The 18587-nt window shown below is 61.9% G+C and carries 19 protein-coding genes and 2 tRNA genes; 13 read left to right on the top strand and 8 right to left on the bottom strand.

Annotated elements, in window-relative coordinates; translation table 11 throughout:
• Positions 1 to 21 precede the first annotated feature (21 nt).
• Positions 22 to 837, bottom strand: coding sequence for a tryptophan synthase subunit alpha (trpA, locus tag AA0535_RS10165; protein WP_264815927.1), 816 nt, complete (start codon positions 835 to 837; stop codon positions 22 to 24).
• Positions 834 to 2060, bottom strand: a complete 1227-nt coding sequence (trpB, locus tag AA0535_RS10160) for a tryptophan synthase subunit beta (protein WP_264815925.1) — start codon at positions 2058 to 2060, stop codon at positions 834 to 836. Before trpB ends, trpA begins: the two co-directional genes overlap by 4 nt.
• A 125-nt stretch (positions 2061 to 2185) precedes the next feature.
• Here trpB and AA0535_RS10155 point away from each other — a divergent pair, with 125 nt between their 5' ends.
• From AA0535_RS10155 to rho, 3 genes are all read left to right on the top strand, one after another.
• Positions 2186 to 3172, top strand: coding sequence for a magnesium transporter CorA family protein (locus AA0535_RS10155; protein ID WP_264815924.1), 987 nt, complete (start codon positions 2186 to 2188; stop codon positions 3170 to 3172).
• On the top strand, positions 3169 to 3696 hold the full coding sequence (locus AA0535_RS10150; protein ID WP_264815923.1) for a hypothetical protein: 528 nt from the start codon (positions 3169 to 3171) through the stop codon (positions 3694 to 3696). Before AA0535_RS10155 ends, AA0535_RS10150 begins: the two co-directional genes overlap by 4 nt.
• 243 nt (positions 3697 to 3939) lie before the next feature.
• On the top strand, positions 3940 to 5235 hold the full coding sequence (gene rho / locus AA0535_RS10145) for a transcription termination factor Rho (RefSeq protein WP_127099532.1): 1296 nt from the start codon (positions 3940 to 3942) through the stop codon (positions 5233 to 5235).
• A gap of 501 nt (positions 5236 to 5736) precedes the next feature.
• Here rho and AA0535_RS10140 read toward each other — a convergent pair.
• Positions 5737 to 6183, bottom strand: a complete 447-nt coding sequence (locus tag AA0535_RS10140) for a methylated-DNA--[protein]-cysteine S-methyltransferase (RefSeq protein WP_264815921.1) — start codon at positions 6181 to 6183, stop codon at positions 5737 to 5739.
• A gap of 13 nt (positions 6184 to 6196) precedes the next feature.
• Here AA0535_RS10140 and mnmE point away from each other — a divergent pair, with 13 nt between their 5' ends.
• The 6 genes from mnmE (at position 6197) to AA0535_RS10110 (ending at position 11790) form a co-directional block, all read left to right on the top strand.
• On the top strand, positions 6197 to 7501 hold the full coding sequence (mnmE, locus tag AA0535_RS10135; RefSeq protein ID WP_264815920.1) for a tRNA uridine-5-carboxymethylaminomethyl(34) synthesis GTPase MnmE: 1305 nt from the start codon (positions 6197 to 6199) through the stop codon (positions 7499 to 7501).
• Positions 7502 to 7508: 7 nt separating this feature from the next.
• Positions 7509 to 9365 (top strand): tRNA uridine-5-carboxymethylaminomethyl(34) synthesis enzyme MnmG, encoded by a 1857-nt coding sequence (gene mnmG / locus AA0535_RS10130; RefSeq protein ID WP_264815918.1) that lies wholly within the window; start codon positions 7509 to 7511, stop codon positions 9363 to 9365.
• On the top strand, positions 9362 to 9943 hold the full coding sequence (gene rsmG / locus AA0535_RS10125; RefSeq protein ID WP_264815917.1) for a 16S rRNA (guanine(527)-N(7))-methyltransferase RsmG: 582 nt from the start codon (positions 9362 to 9364) through the stop codon (positions 9941 to 9943). The genes mnmG and rsmG overlap by 4 nt, the downstream gene beginning before the upstream one ends.
• The gene (locus tag AA0535_RS10120) at positions 9933 to 10745 is read left to right on the top strand and encodes a ParA family protein (protein ID WP_264815916.1); all 813 of its coding nucleotides are present in this window, start codon (positions 9933 to 9935) and stop codon (positions 10743 to 10745) included. Before rsmG ends, AA0535_RS10120 begins: the two co-directional genes overlap by 11 nt.
• On the top strand, positions 10742 to 11623 hold the full coding sequence (locus tag AA0535_RS10115) for a ParB/RepB/Spo0J family partition protein (protein WP_264815914.1): 882 nt from the start codon (positions 10742 to 10744) through the stop codon (positions 11621 to 11623). The genes AA0535_RS10120 and AA0535_RS10115 overlap by 4 nt, the downstream gene beginning before the upstream one ends.
• Positions 11624 to 11714: 91 nt before the next feature.
• Positions 11715 to 11790 (top strand) — tRNA-Lys (locus AA0535_RS10110).
• Between the two features lie 424 nt (positions 11791 to 12214).
• Here the strand turns inward: AA0535_RS10110 and AA0535_RS10105 are convergent.
• From AA0535_RS10105 to AA0535_RS10085, 5 genes are all read right to left on the bottom strand, one after another.
• A tRNA-Gln gene (locus AA0535_RS10105) sits at positions 12215 to 12289 on the bottom strand.
• Positions 12290 to 12336: 47 nt separating this feature from the next.
• Positions 12337 to 12975 (bottom strand): TetR family transcriptional regulator, encoded by a 639-nt coding sequence (locus AA0535_RS10100; RefSeq protein ID WP_264815913.1) that lies wholly within the window; start codon positions 12973 to 12975, stop codon positions 12337 to 12339.
• Positions 12976 to 13062: 87 nt separating this feature from the next.
• Positions 13063 to 13857 (bottom strand): pyrroline-5-carboxylate reductase, encoded by a 795-nt coding sequence (proC, locus tag AA0535_RS10095; RefSeq protein ID WP_264815911.1) that lies wholly within the window; start codon positions 13855 to 13857, stop codon positions 13063 to 13065.
• A complete protein-coding gene (locus AA0535_RS10090; protein WP_264815910.1) occupies positions 13854 to 14360 on the bottom strand; it encodes a type III secretion system chaperone family protein in 507 nt (168 codons plus the stop codon). The genes proC and AA0535_RS10090 overlap by 4 nt, the downstream gene beginning before the upstream one ends.
• A 159-nt stretch (positions 14361 to 14519) precedes the next feature.
• A complete protein-coding gene (locus AA0535_RS10085) occupies positions 14520 to 14804 on the bottom strand; it encodes an accessory factor UbiK family protein (RefSeq protein WP_264815908.1) in 285 nt (94 codons plus the stop codon).
• Between the two features lie 206 nt (positions 14805 to 15010).
• Here AA0535_RS10085 and rfaD point away from each other — a divergent pair, with 206 nt between their 5' ends.
• The 4 genes from rfaD to AA0535_RS10065 are packed head-to-tail and all read left to right on the top strand — an operon-like array spanning position 15011 to position 18582.
• Positions 15011 to 15991, top strand: a complete 981-nt coding sequence (gene rfaD / locus AA0535_RS10080) for an ADP-glyceromanno-heptose 6-epimerase (protein ID WP_264815905.1) — start codon at positions 15011 to 15013, stop codon at positions 15989 to 15991.
• A gap of 8 nt (positions 15992 to 15999) precedes the next feature.
• Positions 16000 to 16833 carry a prolipoprotein diacylglyceryl transferase gene (lgt, locus tag AA0535_RS10075; RefSeq protein ID WP_264815904.1) on the top strand — a complete coding sequence of 278 codons (834 nt, stop codon included), beginning with the start codon at positions 16000 to 16002 and terminating at the stop codon, positions 16831 to 16833.
• Complete coding sequence (pgeF, locus tag AA0535_RS10070) at positions 16826 to 17623, top strand: peptidoglycan editing factor PgeF (protein WP_264815902.1); 798 nt, start codon at positions 16826 to 16828, stop codon at positions 17621 to 17623. The genes lgt and pgeF overlap by 8 nt, the downstream gene beginning before the upstream one ends.
• Positions 17620 to 18582: a hypothetical protein gene (locus AA0535_RS10065; RefSeq protein ID WP_264815900.1), complete on the top strand. Its 963-nt coding sequence runs from the start codon at positions 17620 to 17622 to the stop codon at positions 18580 to 18582. The genes pgeF and AA0535_RS10065 overlap by 4 nt, the downstream gene beginning before the upstream one ends.
• Positions 18583 to 18587: the final 5 nt, after the last annotated feature.

Genomic DNA, 18587 nt, shown 5'->3' with positions numbered 1-18587 from the left:
TGTGCGATCCTGGAAGGCTGTTTATCGTGCCCGCACGGCGTGAGCGATCTCAGCCAGTTGGCCGAGGACCTTTGGAACGGTCGTGGCGGTCGCCTTGCCATCTTCCAGTGTGGTCGCCAGTGTGGCGATCAGAGCTGACGCCACGACGGCGGCATCGCCAACCGAGGCGGCCTGCGCTGCCTGTTCCGGAGTGCGAATGCCAAAACCGATTGCGACCGGCAGGGGGCTGACGGCGCGCAGGCGCGGCAGGGCCGCAGCCAGTTCATCGGCGCTGGCCGTTCGTGTGCCAGTAATACCGGTGATGCTCACGTAATAGATAAAGCCGGAGGCATCATCGAGCAGCAGGGGAAGGCGCGCATCCGGGGTATTGGGTGCCACGAGCTGGATGATGTCGAGCCCGCAGCGCTTCGCATCCTCGGCCAGCAGATCGCTTTCTTCCTTGGGGAGGTCAACGATGATCAGCCCGTCCACACCGGCCTCGGCAGCATCGGTGCAGAAACGGGCAGGACCATAGCTGTCGATCGGGTTGAGATAGCCCATGAGAATGATGGGAGTCTCGTTATCGTCCTCACGAAAGGCGCGTACCATCTCGAGAACGCCAGCCAGAGTGGCGCCAGCCTTCAGGCCGCGCAGGGCGGCCTGCTGGATGGTGGGGCCATCGGCTGAGGGGTCGGAGAAGGGGACGCCGATCTCGATCAGATCGGCCCCCGCCGCGGGCATGCCTTTCAGCAGGGCGAGCGAGGTTCCGAGGTCGGGGTCGAAGGCTTGCAGATAAGGAATGAGCGCACCCCGCGACTGGGCCTTGAGCGCTTCGAAACGGGCCTTGATACGACTCACAGCGATACTCCCAGATGCTCGGCGACGGTGAAGATATCCTTGTCTCCGCGGCCCGACAGGTTGAGCACGATGATCTGGTCCGCCGCCATGTCCGGCGCGATCTTCATCACATGCGCAAGACCATGGGCGCATTCGAGAGCGGGAATGATGCCTTCGGTGCGGGTCAGGAGCTGGAAGGCGTCGAGCGCCTCCTTGTCTGTCACACCCACATATTCCACGCGGCCGATATCGTTCAGCCAGGAATGCTCGGGTCCGATGCCCGGATAATCAAGCCCTGCGCTGATGGAGTGCGCCTCGGCAATCTGGCCGAACTCATCCTGCAGAAGATAGGTTCGGTTGCCATGAAGCACGCCCGAACGTCCGCGGGAGATCGAGGCCGCCGTAAAGCCACTATCGAGCCCATGACCTGCCGCCTCGACGCCGATCATGCGCACTGACTCATCGTCGAGAAAGGGGTGGAACAGGCCCATGGCATTGGAGCCGCCGCCGATAGCGGCCACCAGCACGTCCGGGAGGCGATTTTCGACCGCCATCATCTGCTCGCGCGTCTCGATGCCGATAATCGACTGGAAGTCCCGCACCATCTCCGGATAGGGATGCGGACCCGCGACGGTGCCCACGAGGAAATAGGTGTCATGCACATTGGCTACCCAGTCGCGCATGGCCTCGTTCATGGCGTCCTTGAGCGTGCCGGAGCCTGCCGTGACGGGGTGCACTTCAGCACCGAGCAGATGCATGCGAAACACATTGGGCTTCTGCCGTTCGACATCGACCGCACCCATATAGATGGTGCACTTCATGCCGAACAGGGCGCAGACCGTAGCCGTCGCCACGCCATGCTGGCCTGCCCCGGTTTCCGCCACGATGCGCGTCTTGCCCATGCGGCGCGCCAGTAGAATCTGGCCCATCACGTTATTGAGCTTGTGCGAGCCGGTGTGGTTGAGCTCTTCACGCTTGAGGTAGATCTTCGCGCCGCCCAGTTCCTCGCTCAGACGCTTTGCATGCCAGAGCGGGCTGGGACGTCCCACATAGTCCCGGAAGTAGTAATCGAGCTCGCGCCGGAATTCGGGGTCGGCCTTGGCGGCCTGATAGGCCTCTGCCAGATCCTGCACCAGCGGCATGAGCGTTTCCGCCACGAACTGGCCGCCGAAGCTGCCGAAGCGGCCACGCTGGTCGGGGCCATTGCGCAGGCTGTTGAGACGGGGCGGAACTTCAGAACTCATGGGGCATCTCCTGTCCGGGGCATGGATCGACATGGCGAGCGGGTTTCTGCGATACCAGAGGGGCGGCATGACGTCCATTCCCGACCCGCAGGGGAGAAGCACCCCGCAAGGGGAAGGAAATCACGATGTTTCTTGCGCATCCGGTGGGGCGCCCCGTCCATGAAATTCTGGCCGCCGATGATGCGCAGGATGTCGCCTGGCTGGATCTGGTTGACCCGACGGAGGACGAGATACGCCTCGCCGAAGCCGTAAGTGGAATCGCACTTCCGCGTCGTGAAGCGCTCGAGGAAATCGAGAGTTCGTCCCGCCACTACCGCAAGGGTGACGTAATCTATCTTTCCACCCCTCTGGTGCGGATGATCAACGAGGCCCTGACCGCTTATCCCGTTGGTATCATCGTGTCGGAGCGCTGGTTCATTACTCTGCGCTACGCCAATTATACGGCATTCGAGACCATGAGCCGGGATCTTGCGGCCAATGACGTCGATTTTGCGCTGTCAGACGTGCCTGAATTGCTCATCCATCTGCTCGAAACCGTTGTGAACAGGCTGGCCGATATTCTTGAAAACGCAGGTCACAGCCTGGCCACGATTTCACGCACCGTTTTCACCAGCACCCGACCCAGACGGCATGTGCGTAATGCCGACGTGCTGCGCCAGACCCTGCGCGAGCTGGGGGCGAGTGGTGATCTCACCTCATCCATTCGAGAAAGTCTGCTCGGGGTGGATCGCATCGGCATGTATCTGGGCGATGCACGATATTTCGAGTTCCGCGATACGCTTCAGGCACGTCTGCGCATTCTGGGTCGCGACGTTGCCTCGCTGAACGACTATGTGGCGCAGATGACCGTCAAGGTGCAGTTCCTGCTCGACGCTACACTCGGCTTCATCAGTATCGACCAGAATGACGGTATGAAGCTGCTGACGGTGGTCAGTTTCGTCGGGATCACGCCCACGCTGCTCGCCGGTATTTATGGTATGAATTTCAAGATCATGCCGGAACTCGAATGGCATTACGGCTATTACTATGCGTTATGCCTGATGCTTGCCTCGGTGCTCCTGCCTCTGTTCATTTTCTGGCGCCGTGGATGGTTTGGAGATCGTTCAAAGTGAACCGGCTCGCTCTTTCCCTCTCCCTTGTCGCCTTCTCTTCTATTGCGCCGCAGGTCCTCGCTCGTCCTGTAGTCCAGTCTGATGCGCCTCCCGCGCAGGTCATTCTGGATCGTCTTGTGCAGGAACCGTTGCGTTTTGAGGGGGGCAGTTCCTTCCCGCTCGGGTTCCGGCAGGCGCCGGGTTATGAAGGCAAGCAGCCCACAAGAGTGCTGATTGGCTACCACATGGAAGGTTCGGCGCTGCGGGGCGAGTTCGTAGCGCTTGACGCCGATAACCGTGCGTTACAGGCGGCCCCTCTGTCAGGGCTGCTCACGCCAGTATCGCAGGGCGCCGGGGCTGCTCCCTGTCATATCGATATCGCCCTGCAAACTCCTCTTCAGCTCGAGGGACATTGCGCCCCTGACCTGATTTCCGGTGCCTATGTGGAGCGAGTGCCTGCATCGCCGCTCCTGTTCCTGATCCCGGGTCTGGACGAGACGGGCGCCACCACAGGGCAATATATGATGAAGCCCTGGCGCGGCTGAGACTGCGTCAGGGCCGTATAGAACGGGACTATTGACAGAAACCGTTATTTCTCATTAGATTGTGCCGCAAGAGCCGTACGTTTTCCGTACGCTGCGGCCTTTCTCAAGACCTATCGTCTTCGCTCATCGTCGGGCCCGTTCTGCGGCCCATCTGACGGGGCATTCTTTCGCGACCAATCATCTGTCACGGATACGGCTTCCGTCTCCCCGACAGTAGACTATAGCCCATCTAAGGCGCTTTTCATGCATCTTGCTGAACTCAAGAAAAAAACCCCTGCCGATCTGCTGGCCTATGCTGAAGAGCTGCAGATCGAAAACGCATCGTCGATGCGCAAGCAGGACATCATGTTCGCCATTCTCAAGACCCTGGCGGATAATGAGCAGGCCATTTATGGCGAAGGCACTCTGGAGATCCTGCCAGACGGTTTCGGCTTTCTTCGTTCGCCTGAAGCCAATTACCTTCCCGGCCCCGACGACATCTATATCTCCCCCGCTCAGGTGCGTCGTTTCGGGCTGCGCCCAGGTGACACGGTTGAAGGGCAGATTCGCGCCCCGCGCGATGGCGAGCGCTACTTCTCGCTGCTCAAGGTCAACTCGATTAACTTCGAAGAGCCGGACTCGGTTCGTCAGCGCATCAACTTCGATAACCTCACGCCGCTCTATCCCGAGCGTCGCCTGCGTATGGAAGTCGAGCAGGTGGGTGCACCCGAGCCCCAGCCGACTGGCAAGGGCAAGAAGGATCAGCGCGATTACACGCCACGCGTGATCGATCTTGTGGCCCCCATCGGCATGGGCCAGCGCGCCCTGATCGTGGCCCCCCCACGTACCGGCAAGACCGTGATGCTGCAAAGCATCGCTTCATCGATCTCCGCCAACCATCCCGATGTGTTCCTGATCGTTTTGCTGATCGATGAGCGCCCTGAGGAAGTGACCGACATGGCCCGCTCGGTGCGCGGTGAAGTCGTGTCCTCCACCTTCGATGAGCCCGCAACCCGCCACGTGCAGGTGACCGAAATGGTGCTCGAAAAGGCCAAGCGTCTGGTCGAACACAAGCGTGACGTCGTGATCCTGCTCGACTCGATCACCCGTCTGGCGCGCGCCTACAACACCGTTGTGCCTTCATCGGGCAAGGTGCTGACCGGCGGTGTGGATGCCAATGCCCTGCAGCGCCCCAAGCGCTTCTTCGGTGCGGCACGTAATATCGAGGAGGGCGGGTCGCTCACCATCATCGCCACCGCGCTGATCGATACGGGCAGCCGTATGGACGAAGTTATCTTCGAAGAATTCAAGGGCACGGGTAACTCCGAACTCATCCTTGATCGCAAGCTGGCTGACAAGCGTACCTTCCCCGCCATCGACATCACCAAGTCGGGTACGCGTAAGGAAGAGCTTCTTGTTGATCGCGCCTCGCTTTCGAAGATGTGGGTGCTGCGTCGTATCCTCTCGCCCATGGGAACCATGGACGCGATGGACTTCCTGCTCGACAAGCTGAAATACAGCAAGACGAACCAGGATTTCTTCGACGCCATGAACAACTGATCCGTCCCCCGGGTCATGAAAAACCGCCGGAGGCTTACGCTTCCGGCGGTTTTTTTATGAATCTGTTTCGATGATGGATGTTGTCATCATGGGGCTCCGCCCCATCCCCCGCCAAAGGACAGTCGTCCTTTGGAAACCTGTTCGATTTAACCGGGACGCAAGGGGCGCGCCTCTTTCCGGGGAGCGGGGCAGCGCCCCGTGAAGGCTTCCCGGTGCAAGAACCTCCCTTCATGAGGCTCTGCCCCATCCCCCGCCAAAGGACGGTCGTCCTCTGGAAACCTCTTCGATCAAATCGGGATGAAAGGGGCACGCCCCTTTCCGGGGGCGGGGCAGCGCCCCGCAGAGGCCTCCCGCTGCAAGAACGCCTTTTCGTAGGACTCTGCCCCACCTGCCTGGCCGAAGGATGGTCGTTTTTTAAAAACCTGTTCAGCCAAACCAAAATGAAAGGCGCCCTCGCTCCCCCGCGAAGCGGGAAGCGTTAAGGGAGACCTGACCGGTTTGCTAGAGGGTGACGCCTTCCAGTTTCAGGAGATAGCGCTTGTCGTCCAGACCGCCTTCGCCTGAATAGCCGCCCAGATGAGTCTTGCCGAGAACGCGGTGGCAGGGGATTAGGATGGGGATGGGATTATGAGCCATGGCTCCGCCAATAGAGCGGGCTGAGCCTCCGGCCTTGGCGGCGAGGTCGGCATAGCTGATCGTCTGGCCGTAGGGCACATCGCGCAGGGCGGCCCAGACGGCCTTGCGATAGGGGGTGCCCCAGGGGGCGAGAGGCAGATCGAAACTTTCCGCTTCGCCGTCGAAATAGCGTTCCAGCATGGTGTGGGCGCGGGTAAGAAGGGGCGTCTTTTCCTGATCGCGGCCCCATCCCCAGTCGAGGGCGACAATAGCGCCCTCGTCTTCACTGAGGGTCAGGGGGCCGAGGGGAGAGTGAAAAGAGAGCTGGGGCATAGAAGGAATTCACATGGTTGACGCGACGGAAAGCCGGGCGGGACGCAAGGGTGAGGTAATCTTCGCTCTGGCGACGGGTGCCGGGCGGGCGGCGATCGCCATCATGCGCGCAAGTGGCCCCGGCGCTCAAGAGGTGCTCGCATCCCTGTGCTCTGGGCGCCTGCCACCACCGCGTCATGCGGGGCTTCGCGCCCTGCATCACGAGGGTGAGCATCTGGACGATGCAATGGTGCTGTGGCTGCCTGGACCCCGCTCCTATACCGGGGAGGATGGGTTTGAGCTGCATCTTCATGCGGGGCCTGCGGTGATCGATCGTGTGGCTTTGGCGCTGACCTCACTAGGTGCGCGTCCGGCCGAGGCAGGTGAGTTCACGCGGCGTGCGGTTCAGGCCGGAAGGCTCGACCTGCTTCAGGCTGAGGCGATTGCCGATCTTGTGGAGGCCGAGAGCGACAGCCAGCGTCAGCAGGCGCTGGCCCAGGCGGATGGCGCGTTGAGCCGCGTTTATGAGGGGTGGAGTGACTCGCTCAAAACCTTGCTCGCCCATCAGGAGGCGCTGATCGATTTTCCGGATGAGGATTTGCCGGAAGAGGTCGAGCAGGCCCTGACGCATCGGCTCGATGCGTTGCGCAACGCCTTGCAGGTACATCTGTCTGACAAACGCGGCGAGATTGTGCGTCGAGGCCTGACGGTGGTGATCGCGGGCGCGCCCAATGTAGGGAAGTCGAGCCTGCTGAACCATCTTGCTGGGTATGACGCGGCGATCGTCACGCATCGTGCCGGGACCACGCGCGACGTGATTGCCATTGACTGGCTGTTTCACGGGGTGCGTCTGCGACTGGTCGACACGGCGGGGCTGCGTGAGACCGAGGATGAGATCGAAGCCGAAGGCATCAAGCGCGCGATGTTTCACGTGGAACATGCCGACCTCGTGGTGCATGTCATGGCAGGTGAGGGGGAAGCCCCCCTCAGGACCGACGCTCTGCTGATCGGTAACAAGATCGATGTGAGCCCGGCGCCGGAGGGCACGCTGGGACTCAGCGTTCAGACGGGCGAGGGGATGCCCGCCTTCGAGGTGGCGCTCGCCGGGCGCATCAAGGCACTCGTCTCTGGCGTAGGTGCGCCGCTCACGCGCGCACGCCATCGCGCGGGTATCGAGGAGGCCCTGTTTCATCTTGACCAGGCGCGTCAGGCACCCTGGCCAGAAGTGCGGGGAGAGGCGTTGCGTCTGGCGATGCGGGCGCTGGGCCGCCTGACGGGACAAGTTGATGTCGAGTCCCTGCTGGATGTGATATTCGGACAATTCTGTATTGGAAAATGAGGCGTGTGTGAGCGAGTTTGATGTTGTCGTCATCGGTGGGGGGCATGCTGGAAGCGAGGCGGCAGCCGCCTCGGCACGTTTTGGCGCACGGACGCTCCTGCTGACCCAGAAGCCGGAAATGATCGGTGCCATGTCGTGCAACCCGGCCATCGGGGGCATAGGCAAGGGGCATCTGGTACGTGAAATCGACGCGCTAGATGGGTTGATGGGACGCGCCGCCGATCGCGCCGGGATCCACTTCAAGCTCCTGAACCGCTCGAAAGGGCCTGCGGTCCATGGGCCTCGGGCCCAGGCAGACCGATATCTCTATCGCAATGCCATCCAGGCGCTTCTGGCCGAAACGCCGAACCTTGCCATTGAGGCGGGTGAAGTGGCCGATCTCGTGGTGGAGGACAAGCGCGTCTCTGGCGTGGTGTGTGCCGATGGGCGTGTCATCCGTTGCGGGGCCGTGGTGGTCACGAGCGGGACGTTCCTGCGGGGCGTGATTCATATCGGGCACACGCAGGAACAGGCCGGGCGTATCGGTGAGCGACCGGCAGCGCTTCTGGGCGAGCGTCTGGAAGCGCTCGGATTGCGTATGGGGCGTCTCAAAACAGGGACACCGGCCCGACTGGCGCGTGCGAGCATAGACTGGGAGTCGCTGGCAGAGGACAAGGGAGATGCGCTGCCCGAGCCGTTCAGTCGCCTCACTCAGGGCATCACCACCGAGCAGGTCTCGTGCCGTATCACGAGCACGACGCCTGAGACGCATCGGATCATCCGCGACAATCTGGCGCTCTCGGCGCTTTATGGCGGCGCCATTGCCGGAAAAGGACCGCGCTACTGTCCGTCGATCGAGGACAAGATCGTGCGTTTCGGCGAGAAGGAAGGGCATCAGATCTTCCTGGAACCCGAGGGTCTGGCAGGTAATCCCGGTGGGGATCTGGTCTATCCGAATGGGATATCGACGAGTCTTCCCGCCGATATTCAGGCCCTGATGATCGCCTCGATCCCGGGGCTCGAGAAAGCGCAAATCGTGACGCCCGGTTATGCGGTGGAATATGACTATGTCGATCCACGTGAACTCTCGCCCAGCCTGGCGCTGAATGCGCTTGCCGGGCTGTATCTGGCCGGTCAGATCAATGGTACCACTGGTTATGAGGAGGCAGCCGCCCAAGGCTTGCTGGCAGGATTGAATGCCGCGCGCTTTACAGCGGGGAGTGCCCCGCTCGTGCTTGGGCGCGATCAGGCCTATCTCGGCGTGATGCTGGATGACCTGACGCTTCAAGGTGTTTCCGAGCCTTATCGCATGTTTACCTCGCGCGCCGAGTATCGCCTGAGCCTGCGGGCCGATAATGCCGATTTGCGCCTTACCGGGATCGGTGTGGCGATGGGCTGTGTCGGTGCCGAACGTGCGGCAAAGCTCGATCAGGATCAGGCGGCGATCGAGCTCGCCATGGATCAGGCACGCGAGGCGCTTCACGCGCCGCAGGATCTCGCGGCACAGGGTATCACGGTGTCGCAGGACGGGCGACGTCGCTCGCTTCTGGATGTGCTGGCTGGTCAGGCCGATGAGTCGGCGGCGTGCAGGCTGGCGCCCTGGTTTGGCGTGCTGCCATTGCGCATCCGCCGCCATGTCGAGACAGAGGCACGGTATGGCGGCTATCTTCAGCGTCAGGAGCGCGAGATCAGGCAACTGGCCAATGAGGCGCAGATTGCCCTTCCTGCCGACCTCGATTATGCCCGGATCGGGGGACTGAGCAGCGAGATGAAAGAACGTCTGTCTCTCGCAAGGCCGGAGAACTTCGCGGCGGCTCAGCGTGTGCCGGGTGTGACGCCTGCCGCAATGATTGCCTTGCTGGCGCATGTGAGGGCTGCGGCATGAGTGCGGTTTCACGTGAAACAAGAGAGCGGCTTGAGGTTTTTGCAGCGCTTCTGGAGAAATGGAACGCCCGCATCAATCTGGTCAGTCCCCGCGACATGCCCTACCTCTGGGAGCGGCATATCGAGGATTCGCTACGCCTTGTCCCGTTCATCGCCCGGGGGGCGCGGGTGATCGATCTTGGATCGGGTGGCGGATTCCCGGCGCTCATGATCGGTATCGCCTGCGATGCCGAGATGGTGATGGTTGAATCCGACCAGCGCAAATGTGCATTTCTACGCGAGGCGGCACGCGCCTGTGGCGTGAGGGCGCAGGTGGTGCCCAAACGCATCGAGCAGGCCGAGGTGCCGCCCGCCGCCTATGTGACCGCGCGTGCTCTGGCCTCGCTCTCACAATTGCTGGAATGGAGCACGCCCTTTCTGCTCCCGGAGGGGAAAGCCCTGTTTCTCAAGGGAAAAAATCTGCCCGACGAGTTGACCGTAGCCGAGCGGTGCTGGCACATGCAGCACAGAATTCTGGACAATCGCGCCGCCTCTGGGGGCGCCATCATCGAGATAAGCGATATCAAACGTGTCGAATAACGACACGGGCAAGAAGGCCCGTATTCTCGCCGTCACCAACCAGAAGGGGGGTGTGGGCAAGACCACAACAGCAATCAATCTGGCCGCAGCGCTCGCCAGCTCGCAGCGCGTCCTGCTGGTCGATATCGACCCGCAGGGCAATGCGTCGACCGGTCTGGGGGTCGATTACAATGCCCGTCAGATTGGCAGCTATGCTGCCCTGATGCAGGAGGCGCCGCCCGAGAAACTGCCGCGCCCGACCGGGACGGCGAATCTCGACATCATCGTGGCGAATACCGATCTCGCCGGGGCGGAACTCGAACTGATCGGCAGCGACCGGCGCGAATTCCGTATCCGTGACGCGCTCGAGGCACTCTCGGATCGGTATGACGTCATCCTGATCGATTGTCCGCCCAGCCTTGGTCTGCTGACGCTGAACGCACTGGTTGCCTCAGATGCGGTACTGATTCCGCTGCAATGCGAGTTCTTTGCGCTTGAGGGGATCAGCCAGATTGTCCGTACGGTCGATCGCGTGCGTCGCGCCTTCAATGCGGATCTGCATGTCGCGGGGATTATCCTGACCATGTACGACCGACGCAACAATTTGTCCGAACTGGTTGCGGCAGACGCACGCAATTTCTTTGGCGAGCAGGTGCTCGAGACGCTGATCCCACGCAATATCAAGATTTCCGAGGCGCAGAGCCATGGGTACTCGGTTCTCGAGTATGACCGTCGCAGCAGCGGGGCGCAGGCCTATCTGGCTCTTGCGCAGGAAGTGGCAGCCCGCCTGGGCATCGCCCATCTGGAAGGGATCTCATCATGAGCAAGAAACCGGCGCCTCGCCTGGGCCGTGGTCTCGCCGCCCTTCTGGGGGATCAGGCCATCGAACTGCCGCGTACCCCCGGCCCGTCTCAGGAAGCTGCGCCTAATCCATCCCTGCTCGGGGTCGATCTTCTGGCACCTGGCCCGTTCCAGCCCCGCGTGGATATGGATGAGGGGCGGCTGAACGAGCTTGCAGACTCGATCCGCAGCCGTGGCGTGTTGCAGCCTATCCTTGTGCGTCCGGATCCGGAGCAGAAGGGACGCTATCAGATCATCGCAGGCGAGCGGCGCTGGCGCGCTTCGCAGCGCGCCGGGCTGCATGAAGTCCCTGTCCATGTGCGTTTGCTCGATGACGCCGATGCCATGGCCGCCGCCCTTGTCGAGAATTTGCAGCGCGCCGATCTGAACGCGATCGAAGAAGCAGAGGGACTTCAGCGGCTTCTGACCGATTATGCTCTGACGCAGGAAGAGCTTGCCGGGGCAGTGGGCAAGTCGCGTCCCCATATCGGCAATATCCTGCGTCTTCTCAACCTGCCGGAGGCCGTGCGCCAGAAAGTGCGTGACGGGTTGCTGAGTGCCGGTCATGCACGCGCCCTTTTGGCCCATCCTGACCCCTGCGCGGCCGCGGATATCGTGATCGCCCGGGGGCTCAACGTGCGTCAGACGGAAGCCTTGGCCCGTCAGACGCCCAAGACGGAACAGGAAGAGGCCAAGCCGCCGCGAGACAACGAACTCGTGCGCCTGGAGCGCGATCTGGCGACGAAGCTGGGTCTCAAGGTGAAGATCGAGTTCAACGGCAAGGGCGGTTCGCTGCGTCTGGATTATCGCAGTCTCGATCAGTTCGATACGCTTATGCGTCTGCTTTCGCCCGAGAAATAGAGGATTTGGTTACGTATGCGGAATAGTGCATTTTTCCTCTTGATGCCTGTTCCGCCTCTTGTTAGAAGCCCTCTCACCGGAGCGGGGCTATGGGCACATAGCTCAGTTGGTAGAGCAGCTGACTCTTAATCAGCGGGTCCAAGGTTCGAGCCCTTGTGTGCCCACCATTGCCCCGCCGGTACTTTCCCGAAAATCTGAATGACATTATGCGCGCCTCTCGCGCCATGTCCTTCGCAAATCCTGTGTTTGCGGTCGTCCTTGTATCGCGCGCGTGCAACGCGTCGATGGGAAGGCTTGTCGGCAGGCTTCCTGTGGTGCTTTTCTCCGCCGATATGCGAGGGCGCGAACGCTGTTTGTTATCCTCCCTTTATGAGAGGTAGACTTGACCGTCGCCGGGTGCTCAACGATGCGCTCTGACGCTCTGACGCTCTGACGCTCTGACGCTCTGACGCTCTGACGCTCTGACGCTCTGGCGCGCAGCCTAGACCTTTCACGGCCAGTATGGGGCCAAGCCACGCAAAAGCCCGCGGCAAACGGGACAAGGCCGTACAGGGGAGCGAAGGTCGTCTGATTTTCAGGAAAATGATGCGCTGGCTGGGATGGGAGGGATCGAACCTCCGAATGGCGGAATCAAAATCCGCTGCCTTACCGCTTGGCTACATCCCATCGCGCTGAGGGGCTTTTTAGTCTGCAAGCTGGCAGACGTAAAGCCATTATGTTTCGAGTTCGAGCGGATGATCCGCAATGCCCGTGCGGCTCTCGGCCTCTTCCATCAGGCGGCCCGACGAGGGCTTGAGCGCGCCGTAGCGTTCTGCCTTGTCCAGAGCCTGATCGAGCGCCGCCATGGTCTGGGAGAGATCGGCGCTTTCATCCTTTTCCCAGGCGCGCAGGGCAAATCCCCACACCCCGGCCAGGGCGTTCAGTCTGATCATGCCGCCGAAGCCGCTGCATTCCACGCCCGCGACCTCTGCCATCCAGCGCATGGTGTCCATCGTGGCAGCGCTCAGGAGTAGCGTCAGGGCCGGGTCCGTCGGCAGAGCCTGCAAGACAGCCCGGATCCCTTCGCGATATTGCTGGAAAACATCGAAGCGCCGCATGAAAAGATCGAAGACGCGTTCGCGGACCGAGCCGCTCAGCCCGTCGTCGCGAAAGGCCGATTCATCGGCCAGTCGGCCAAGGCGGAAAAGAAAGCTGTGGCGGAAGGGAAAGCGGGCGCGGACTTCATCAATGGGCAGACCGGCGCGCTGGGCGGCCTCGACCAGAGAGAAACGCTGCCAGCCCTTTTCTGCGGCGAGGCCGAAGCCCGCCTCCAGCAGAGCCAGATCAAATTCCTCGCGATCAATATCCGTCATAAAGCCGTTCCTGTCATTCTGGGCGCGATAATACCCTATGGGCGTGTCGTGACAATCGAATGACAGGAATATGGCAGGGTTTTCGGCTCAGGAGGCCATTTCCCGTGCCCGCTTCATGGCATTGTCGATGGCCTCACTCATGGTGGCTGGCCAGGCATCGGGCGCCATGAGAACTTCGAGCGCCTTGGCTGTGACGCCATTGGGGCTCGTCACATTCTTGCGCAGGGTCTCGCTTTCCTCGTCGGAGGCGGCAAGAAGCGCTCCCGCGCCCGAGACGGTGCCGCGCGCAATCAGCCGCGCTGTCTCGGGGGGGAGCCCGACGCGCAGCGCTTCTTTCTCCAGCAATTCAGCCAGCAGGAACACATAGGCTGGCCCACAACCCGAGATCGGTGTGAGCGCCTCGAGCTGCTCCTCGTTGTCCACCCAGGCGACATCGCCCACGGCGGAAAGCAGGCTGGTACACAGGGCGCGCTGGGCGTCATCCAGATCAGAGCTGCAAACGCCGGTGACGCCCTTGCCAATCGCGGCCGGGGTGTTGGGCATGGCGCGTACGATGCGGCTCGTGGCCTCCCCACAAGCGGCACGAAGGCTTTCGACCGTTCGCGCCGCCAGCATCGAAATCACGATAGCACCGTCCAGAAAGGGGCGGAGCGACGCGAGGGCTTCTTCCATACCCGTCGGCTTGACGGCCAGAATGATGATATCTGGTTTGAAATCGCCCGGAATTTCACCGGCGGTACGCACGACACGATGTGGGGCAGGAGGGGCATCGCACCGGCGGTCAAGGATGATGGAGGGGGCAAGCCCCTGCTTCAGCCATCCCTGCCACAAGGCGCCGCCCATCTTGCCACAGCCAACCAGAAGAAGAGAGGGCAGGCTCACGCTTCACCCGCACAATCGAGCATGGCGGCTTCCAGCGCTTCAGCGGGGGATTTGCCGCTCCAGAGGGTGAACTGGAACGCAGGGTAGAACCGCTCGCATTCCGTAATGGCGATATCGATCATGTCTTCCATGCTTTCTGCGGCAAGGCTCGTTGCGCCGCGCAGCAGGACGGAATGCCGAAAGACCGGTGTTCCCGTCTCGAGGTCGAGGCTGAAATGCCCGATCCAGAGGCGTTCATTCGCAAGCGCAATGAGTTCGTACAGGGCCTTGCGGCGATTGGCGGGAGCCCGCAGGTCGAAGGTGCAGGTGAAGTTCATGGCGGCAATCTCGCGCGACCACGAAAAATAGAGTCCGTAATCGCACCATTTGCCCGGTGCTTCGGCCGCCATTTCCGAATCGGTCCGGCGGTCGAACGCCCAGTCATGACCGCAGACGATCTGCTCCATGACGTCGAGCGGGTTGGTATCCTGATGCGAGGAGGAGAAGGAGGATAGAGCAGGCATTCGGGACTCCCTGGGCCGGTGATGCGCGTGGCTTGGCGACGCGTATCAGGATGTCTGCAACGATATGAAAATCCGCGGTTATCGGCCCCGCGAATCGTCATATCAGGTCACGTTACGGATGCCCGGCCTCCGTTGCAAGGATGCTGGCATCCGTCATGATCAGGCTTGCGGTGTGGGAGCGGTCACGGCCTTTTCCAGATCGGCCAGACGCTCCTCGATACGGGCCAGACGGGCATCGGCATCTTCCTGCGCCATACGCGCACGTGTCGCGAGTTCGCGTGCAACATCCAGCTCGTCACGACGGACGAGATCGAGCGAGGAAAGGGCCTCATCGATGCGCGCGCGCACCATGGCATGAAGCTCTTCGCGCAGACCGGTCAGGGCCGAGAACGCGCCCCCGGCAACGCCTGCGAGGTCATCGAAAAAACGGGGCCGGTCTGCCATGGTGGTATCCTTGTCTGTCCTGTCGCCCACTAGGTGGCGGTCGGTGATAATGCCCCCGGCGCGGCCAGAGGAGCGTAGGGTCGCCCCAGACTGGCTCTCACACCTGTCGGGTGCAACGCGGCTCTGGTCAATCGGGATGCCGGGGCCGCGTTTTTCTCCGGCTGGTGTGGCTTGGAGGTTGCGTTGCGGCGTCTTATACAGGTTCCATGATGATCGTCACCGGCGGCGCCGGATTTATTGGTTCGTGCCTGGTCGCTGCGCTCAAGGCGCGCGGTGAGGCTGTCGCGGTTGTGGACCGCCTTCGCGACCAGGGAAAATGGCGCAATCTTGCCAAGCACGCGCCCGATCTTCTGATCAGCCCGGATGCGCTCGACTCCTATCTGGCGAATAGTACGGACATCAAGGCCGTGTTCCATATGGGCGCGATCAGCAGCACGACCGCGCGCGATGGCGATCTGGTATGGCAGACCAATGTCGCATTGTCCGAGGTCCTGCTCGACTGGTGCGCCTTGCGTGACGTGCCATTCTTTTATGCCTCATCGGCGGCGACCTATGGGGCGGCGGACAGGCCCGAACTGTTTTCGGACGCGCCCGACTCTCTTGCGACGCTGAAGCCGATGAACCTGTATGGCTGGTCCAAGCACGTCTTCGACCAGCATCTTTTCAAACGCCTCGAGTCCGGGGATCCGATGCCCCGGCAATGGGCGGGGCTCAAGTTCTTTAATGTCTACGGGCCGAACGAGTACCATAAGGGCTCGATGATCTCGGTCGTGAAGGTCAAGTATGACGAGGTGATGCGTGGCAGCCCGGCAAGGCTGTTCCGCTCCGACCGCCCCGATCTCGACGATGGCGCGCAGGCGCGCGATTTCATCTGGGTGGGCGATCTGATCGATATCATGCTCTGGCTTTATGACCACAAGCAGGTCAGCGGGTTGTTCAATTGCGGTACCGGCACGGCACGCAGCTATGTCGATCTGGCCAATGCCGTATGCGATGCGGCCGGTGTGCCGCGCCGTATCGAATTCATCGACATGCCCGAGGCTCTTCAGGGCCAGTACCAGTCCTATACCTGTGCCGATATGACGCGCCTGCGCGAAGCAGGGTATGACAAGCCCTTCACAACCCTCGAGGCGGGTATCACCCGCTATGTGCGCGACTTCCTCGCGACGCCCGACCCCTATCTGTAAAGACCCGCATGGCCGCCCATCCGATCATCCTGCCGCAATTCGACCCGATCGCGCTTCATCTCGGGCCGCTGGCCATCCACTGGTACGCGCTCGCCTATATTCTCTCGATCCTCATCGGGTGGAAAATCGCCGTTCGGCTTTGCGCACTTGCGCCGCAGGCCGCCACGCGAGAGCAGGTGGATGATTTCGCCTTTTGGGCCATGCTTGGCGTCGTGCTGGGGGGGCGGCTGGGCTATATCCTGTTCTACAAACCCGGCTTTTACCTGACGCACCCGCTTTCCATCCTGCAGGTCTGGCAGGGGGGCATGTCCTTCCATGGCGGGGCACTTGGCGTGATACTGGCGCTGGCCTGGTTCACCTGGCGGAACGGGCTCAGTTTTCTCGCCTTCTCTGATCGCATCACCATCGTCGTGCCGCTTGGCCTCGGTCTTGGGCGCTGTGCCAACTTTATCAACGGGGAACTCTGGGGGCGCCCGGCGCCGGACTGGCTACCCTGGGCCATGGTTTTTCCCACGGGCGGCCCGATAGCCCGGCATCCCTCCCAGCTCTACGAGGCCCTGACCGAGGGTCTGCTGCTGCTCAGCGTCATGCTGGTGGCGGCAAGTCGTCCCTGGGTGCGCGTGCGCTACGGCTTTTTGTCGGGTCTCTTTCTTTTCGGCTACGCGATGGCGCGCAGCTTCTGCGAGTTGTTCCGCGAGCCAGACGCATTCATCGGTTTCCTGCCTTTCGGTGTGACCATGGGGCAGGTGTTGTGCATTCCGATGGCGCTGGCGGGGCTCTGGCTCATGGCTTTCGGCATGCGCCATCCGCACAGCCTTCAGGGAGACAGGTTGCATGGCTGATCAGGCACCCCGTGGCTGGGTCTTGCAGTCGGACCCTCTCGCCTTTTTGCGCCATGGATTTTTCACGCGCAGAGGCGGGGTATCCCCTGCACCGTACGATACGCTGAACTGCTCGCTCGCTTCGGCCGATGATGCAGGAAATATTGCCCAGAATCGCGGCAGGGTGGCCGGGTTCCTTGGGGTCGGTTCCGGGGCGCTTCTGGGCCTGACACAGACCCACTCCGCTGACGTGGTGGTGATGACCCGCGATACGCCGGTCTGGCAGACCGGGCGCGGGCCGAAAGCCGATGCGCTGGTGAGCGATCGCGAGGATCTGGCACTGGGCGTGATCACTGCTGATTGTGGCCCGGTTCTCTTCGCGAGCACGGATGGGCGCGTGGTGGGCGCGGCCCATGCCGGATGGCGCGGCGCGGTGGGCGGTGTGCTTGAAGCCACGATCGAGGCGATGGCCCGTCTGGGCGCAGGAGAGATCATCGCCAGTGTCGGCCCCTGCATTGCCCAGAATAGTTACGAGGTCGGTGCAGAAATGCGTGACTCCGTGCTGGCGGTCTCCCCCGAAGCAGGAGATTTCTTCGCTGCGGGTTTACGGCCCGGGCATTATCAGTTCGACCTGTCCGGTTACTGCCTGCACAGGTTGCGCCGTGCGGGTTTGCGCCGGGTTTCACGCCTCGGTCTGGATACGTTGCCTGATGTGGCGCGCTTCTTCAGCCACAGGCGGCGTACTCTCGCCGGAGGTGGGGCGATCGGGCATCAGATCTCGGCCATACGGGCAGGGAGTCTTGGCGGATGATCTCACTTTTTCCTCGGCAGTTCTGGCGTAACGGATTGGGTGTTCTGGGGGCTCTGACGCTGCTTGGCGGTTGCGTCGACATGCCTCATCCCTTCGGTGATCCAGGGCCGGAGGGGCGTCGTCTGGCGTTGACCACCCCGCCGCCTCGCCTTGCCGTACCGACCCCCTCCGCCTCATTGCTGGATAATACGGCCTCGGCGTTATGGGCGAAGGATGTGGCGTCTCAACTCGTTGACCAGTCGCTGCCCGCCGTGGCTCAGCCCGCGAAGCCGGGCGATTGGTGGCTGCGCCTCACCGCCACCATGGAAGGCGATCAGGTCACGCCGCATTACGATGTCATGATGCCAACGGGCGAAGCGCGAGGGCACTGGGATGCTGCGTCCGTTCCGGCATCGGTCTGGGCACAGGGTGAGCCAAAATTCCTGATGTCTCTGGCCTCCTCCTCAGCCCCGCAGATCAGCTCCGTATTGACCGGTATTCAGGCCGCCATGATGCAGGCTGATCCACATAGTCTGAAGCGTCGTCCTGCCAAGGTTTTCTTCAAGGGTGTGCGTGGCGCACCGGGCGATGGCAATGTCACGCTGGCACGCGCTTTCGTGGCCAGTTTTCCAGATCAGCATGACAAGCTCGAGCATGATCCGAAGGCGGCCGATTATAGCGTCGAAGGCGTTGTGACGTTAAGCGATGGCCCCGCAGGCAATACGGGGCATCCCTTGCAGCATATCGAGATCGTCTGGCGCACCGTGGCCGCCGATGGCAAGGAGGCTGGAGCAGCAACCCAGCTCCATGATATCGACGCCCATTCCCTGGATGGTCCCTGGGGCGATGTCGCCATGGTCGCGGCATCCGAGGCGGCGGGTGGCGTGCATCAGATCATCACCAATTACTCCGGGCGAGACCACAAGCCCTTGCCGCCAGAGCAGGGCGCCACCAGCGGGAAAAACAAAACTCCCGTCTGACAGGA

This window comes from Asaia krungthepensis NRIC 0535, assembly GCF_025995175.1.
Taxonomy (GTDB): domain Bacteria; phylum Pseudomonadota; class Alphaproteobacteria; order Acetobacterales; family Acetobacteraceae; genus Asaia; species Asaia krungthepensis.
This window is presented reverse-complemented; position numbering and strand designations above follow the sequence as displayed.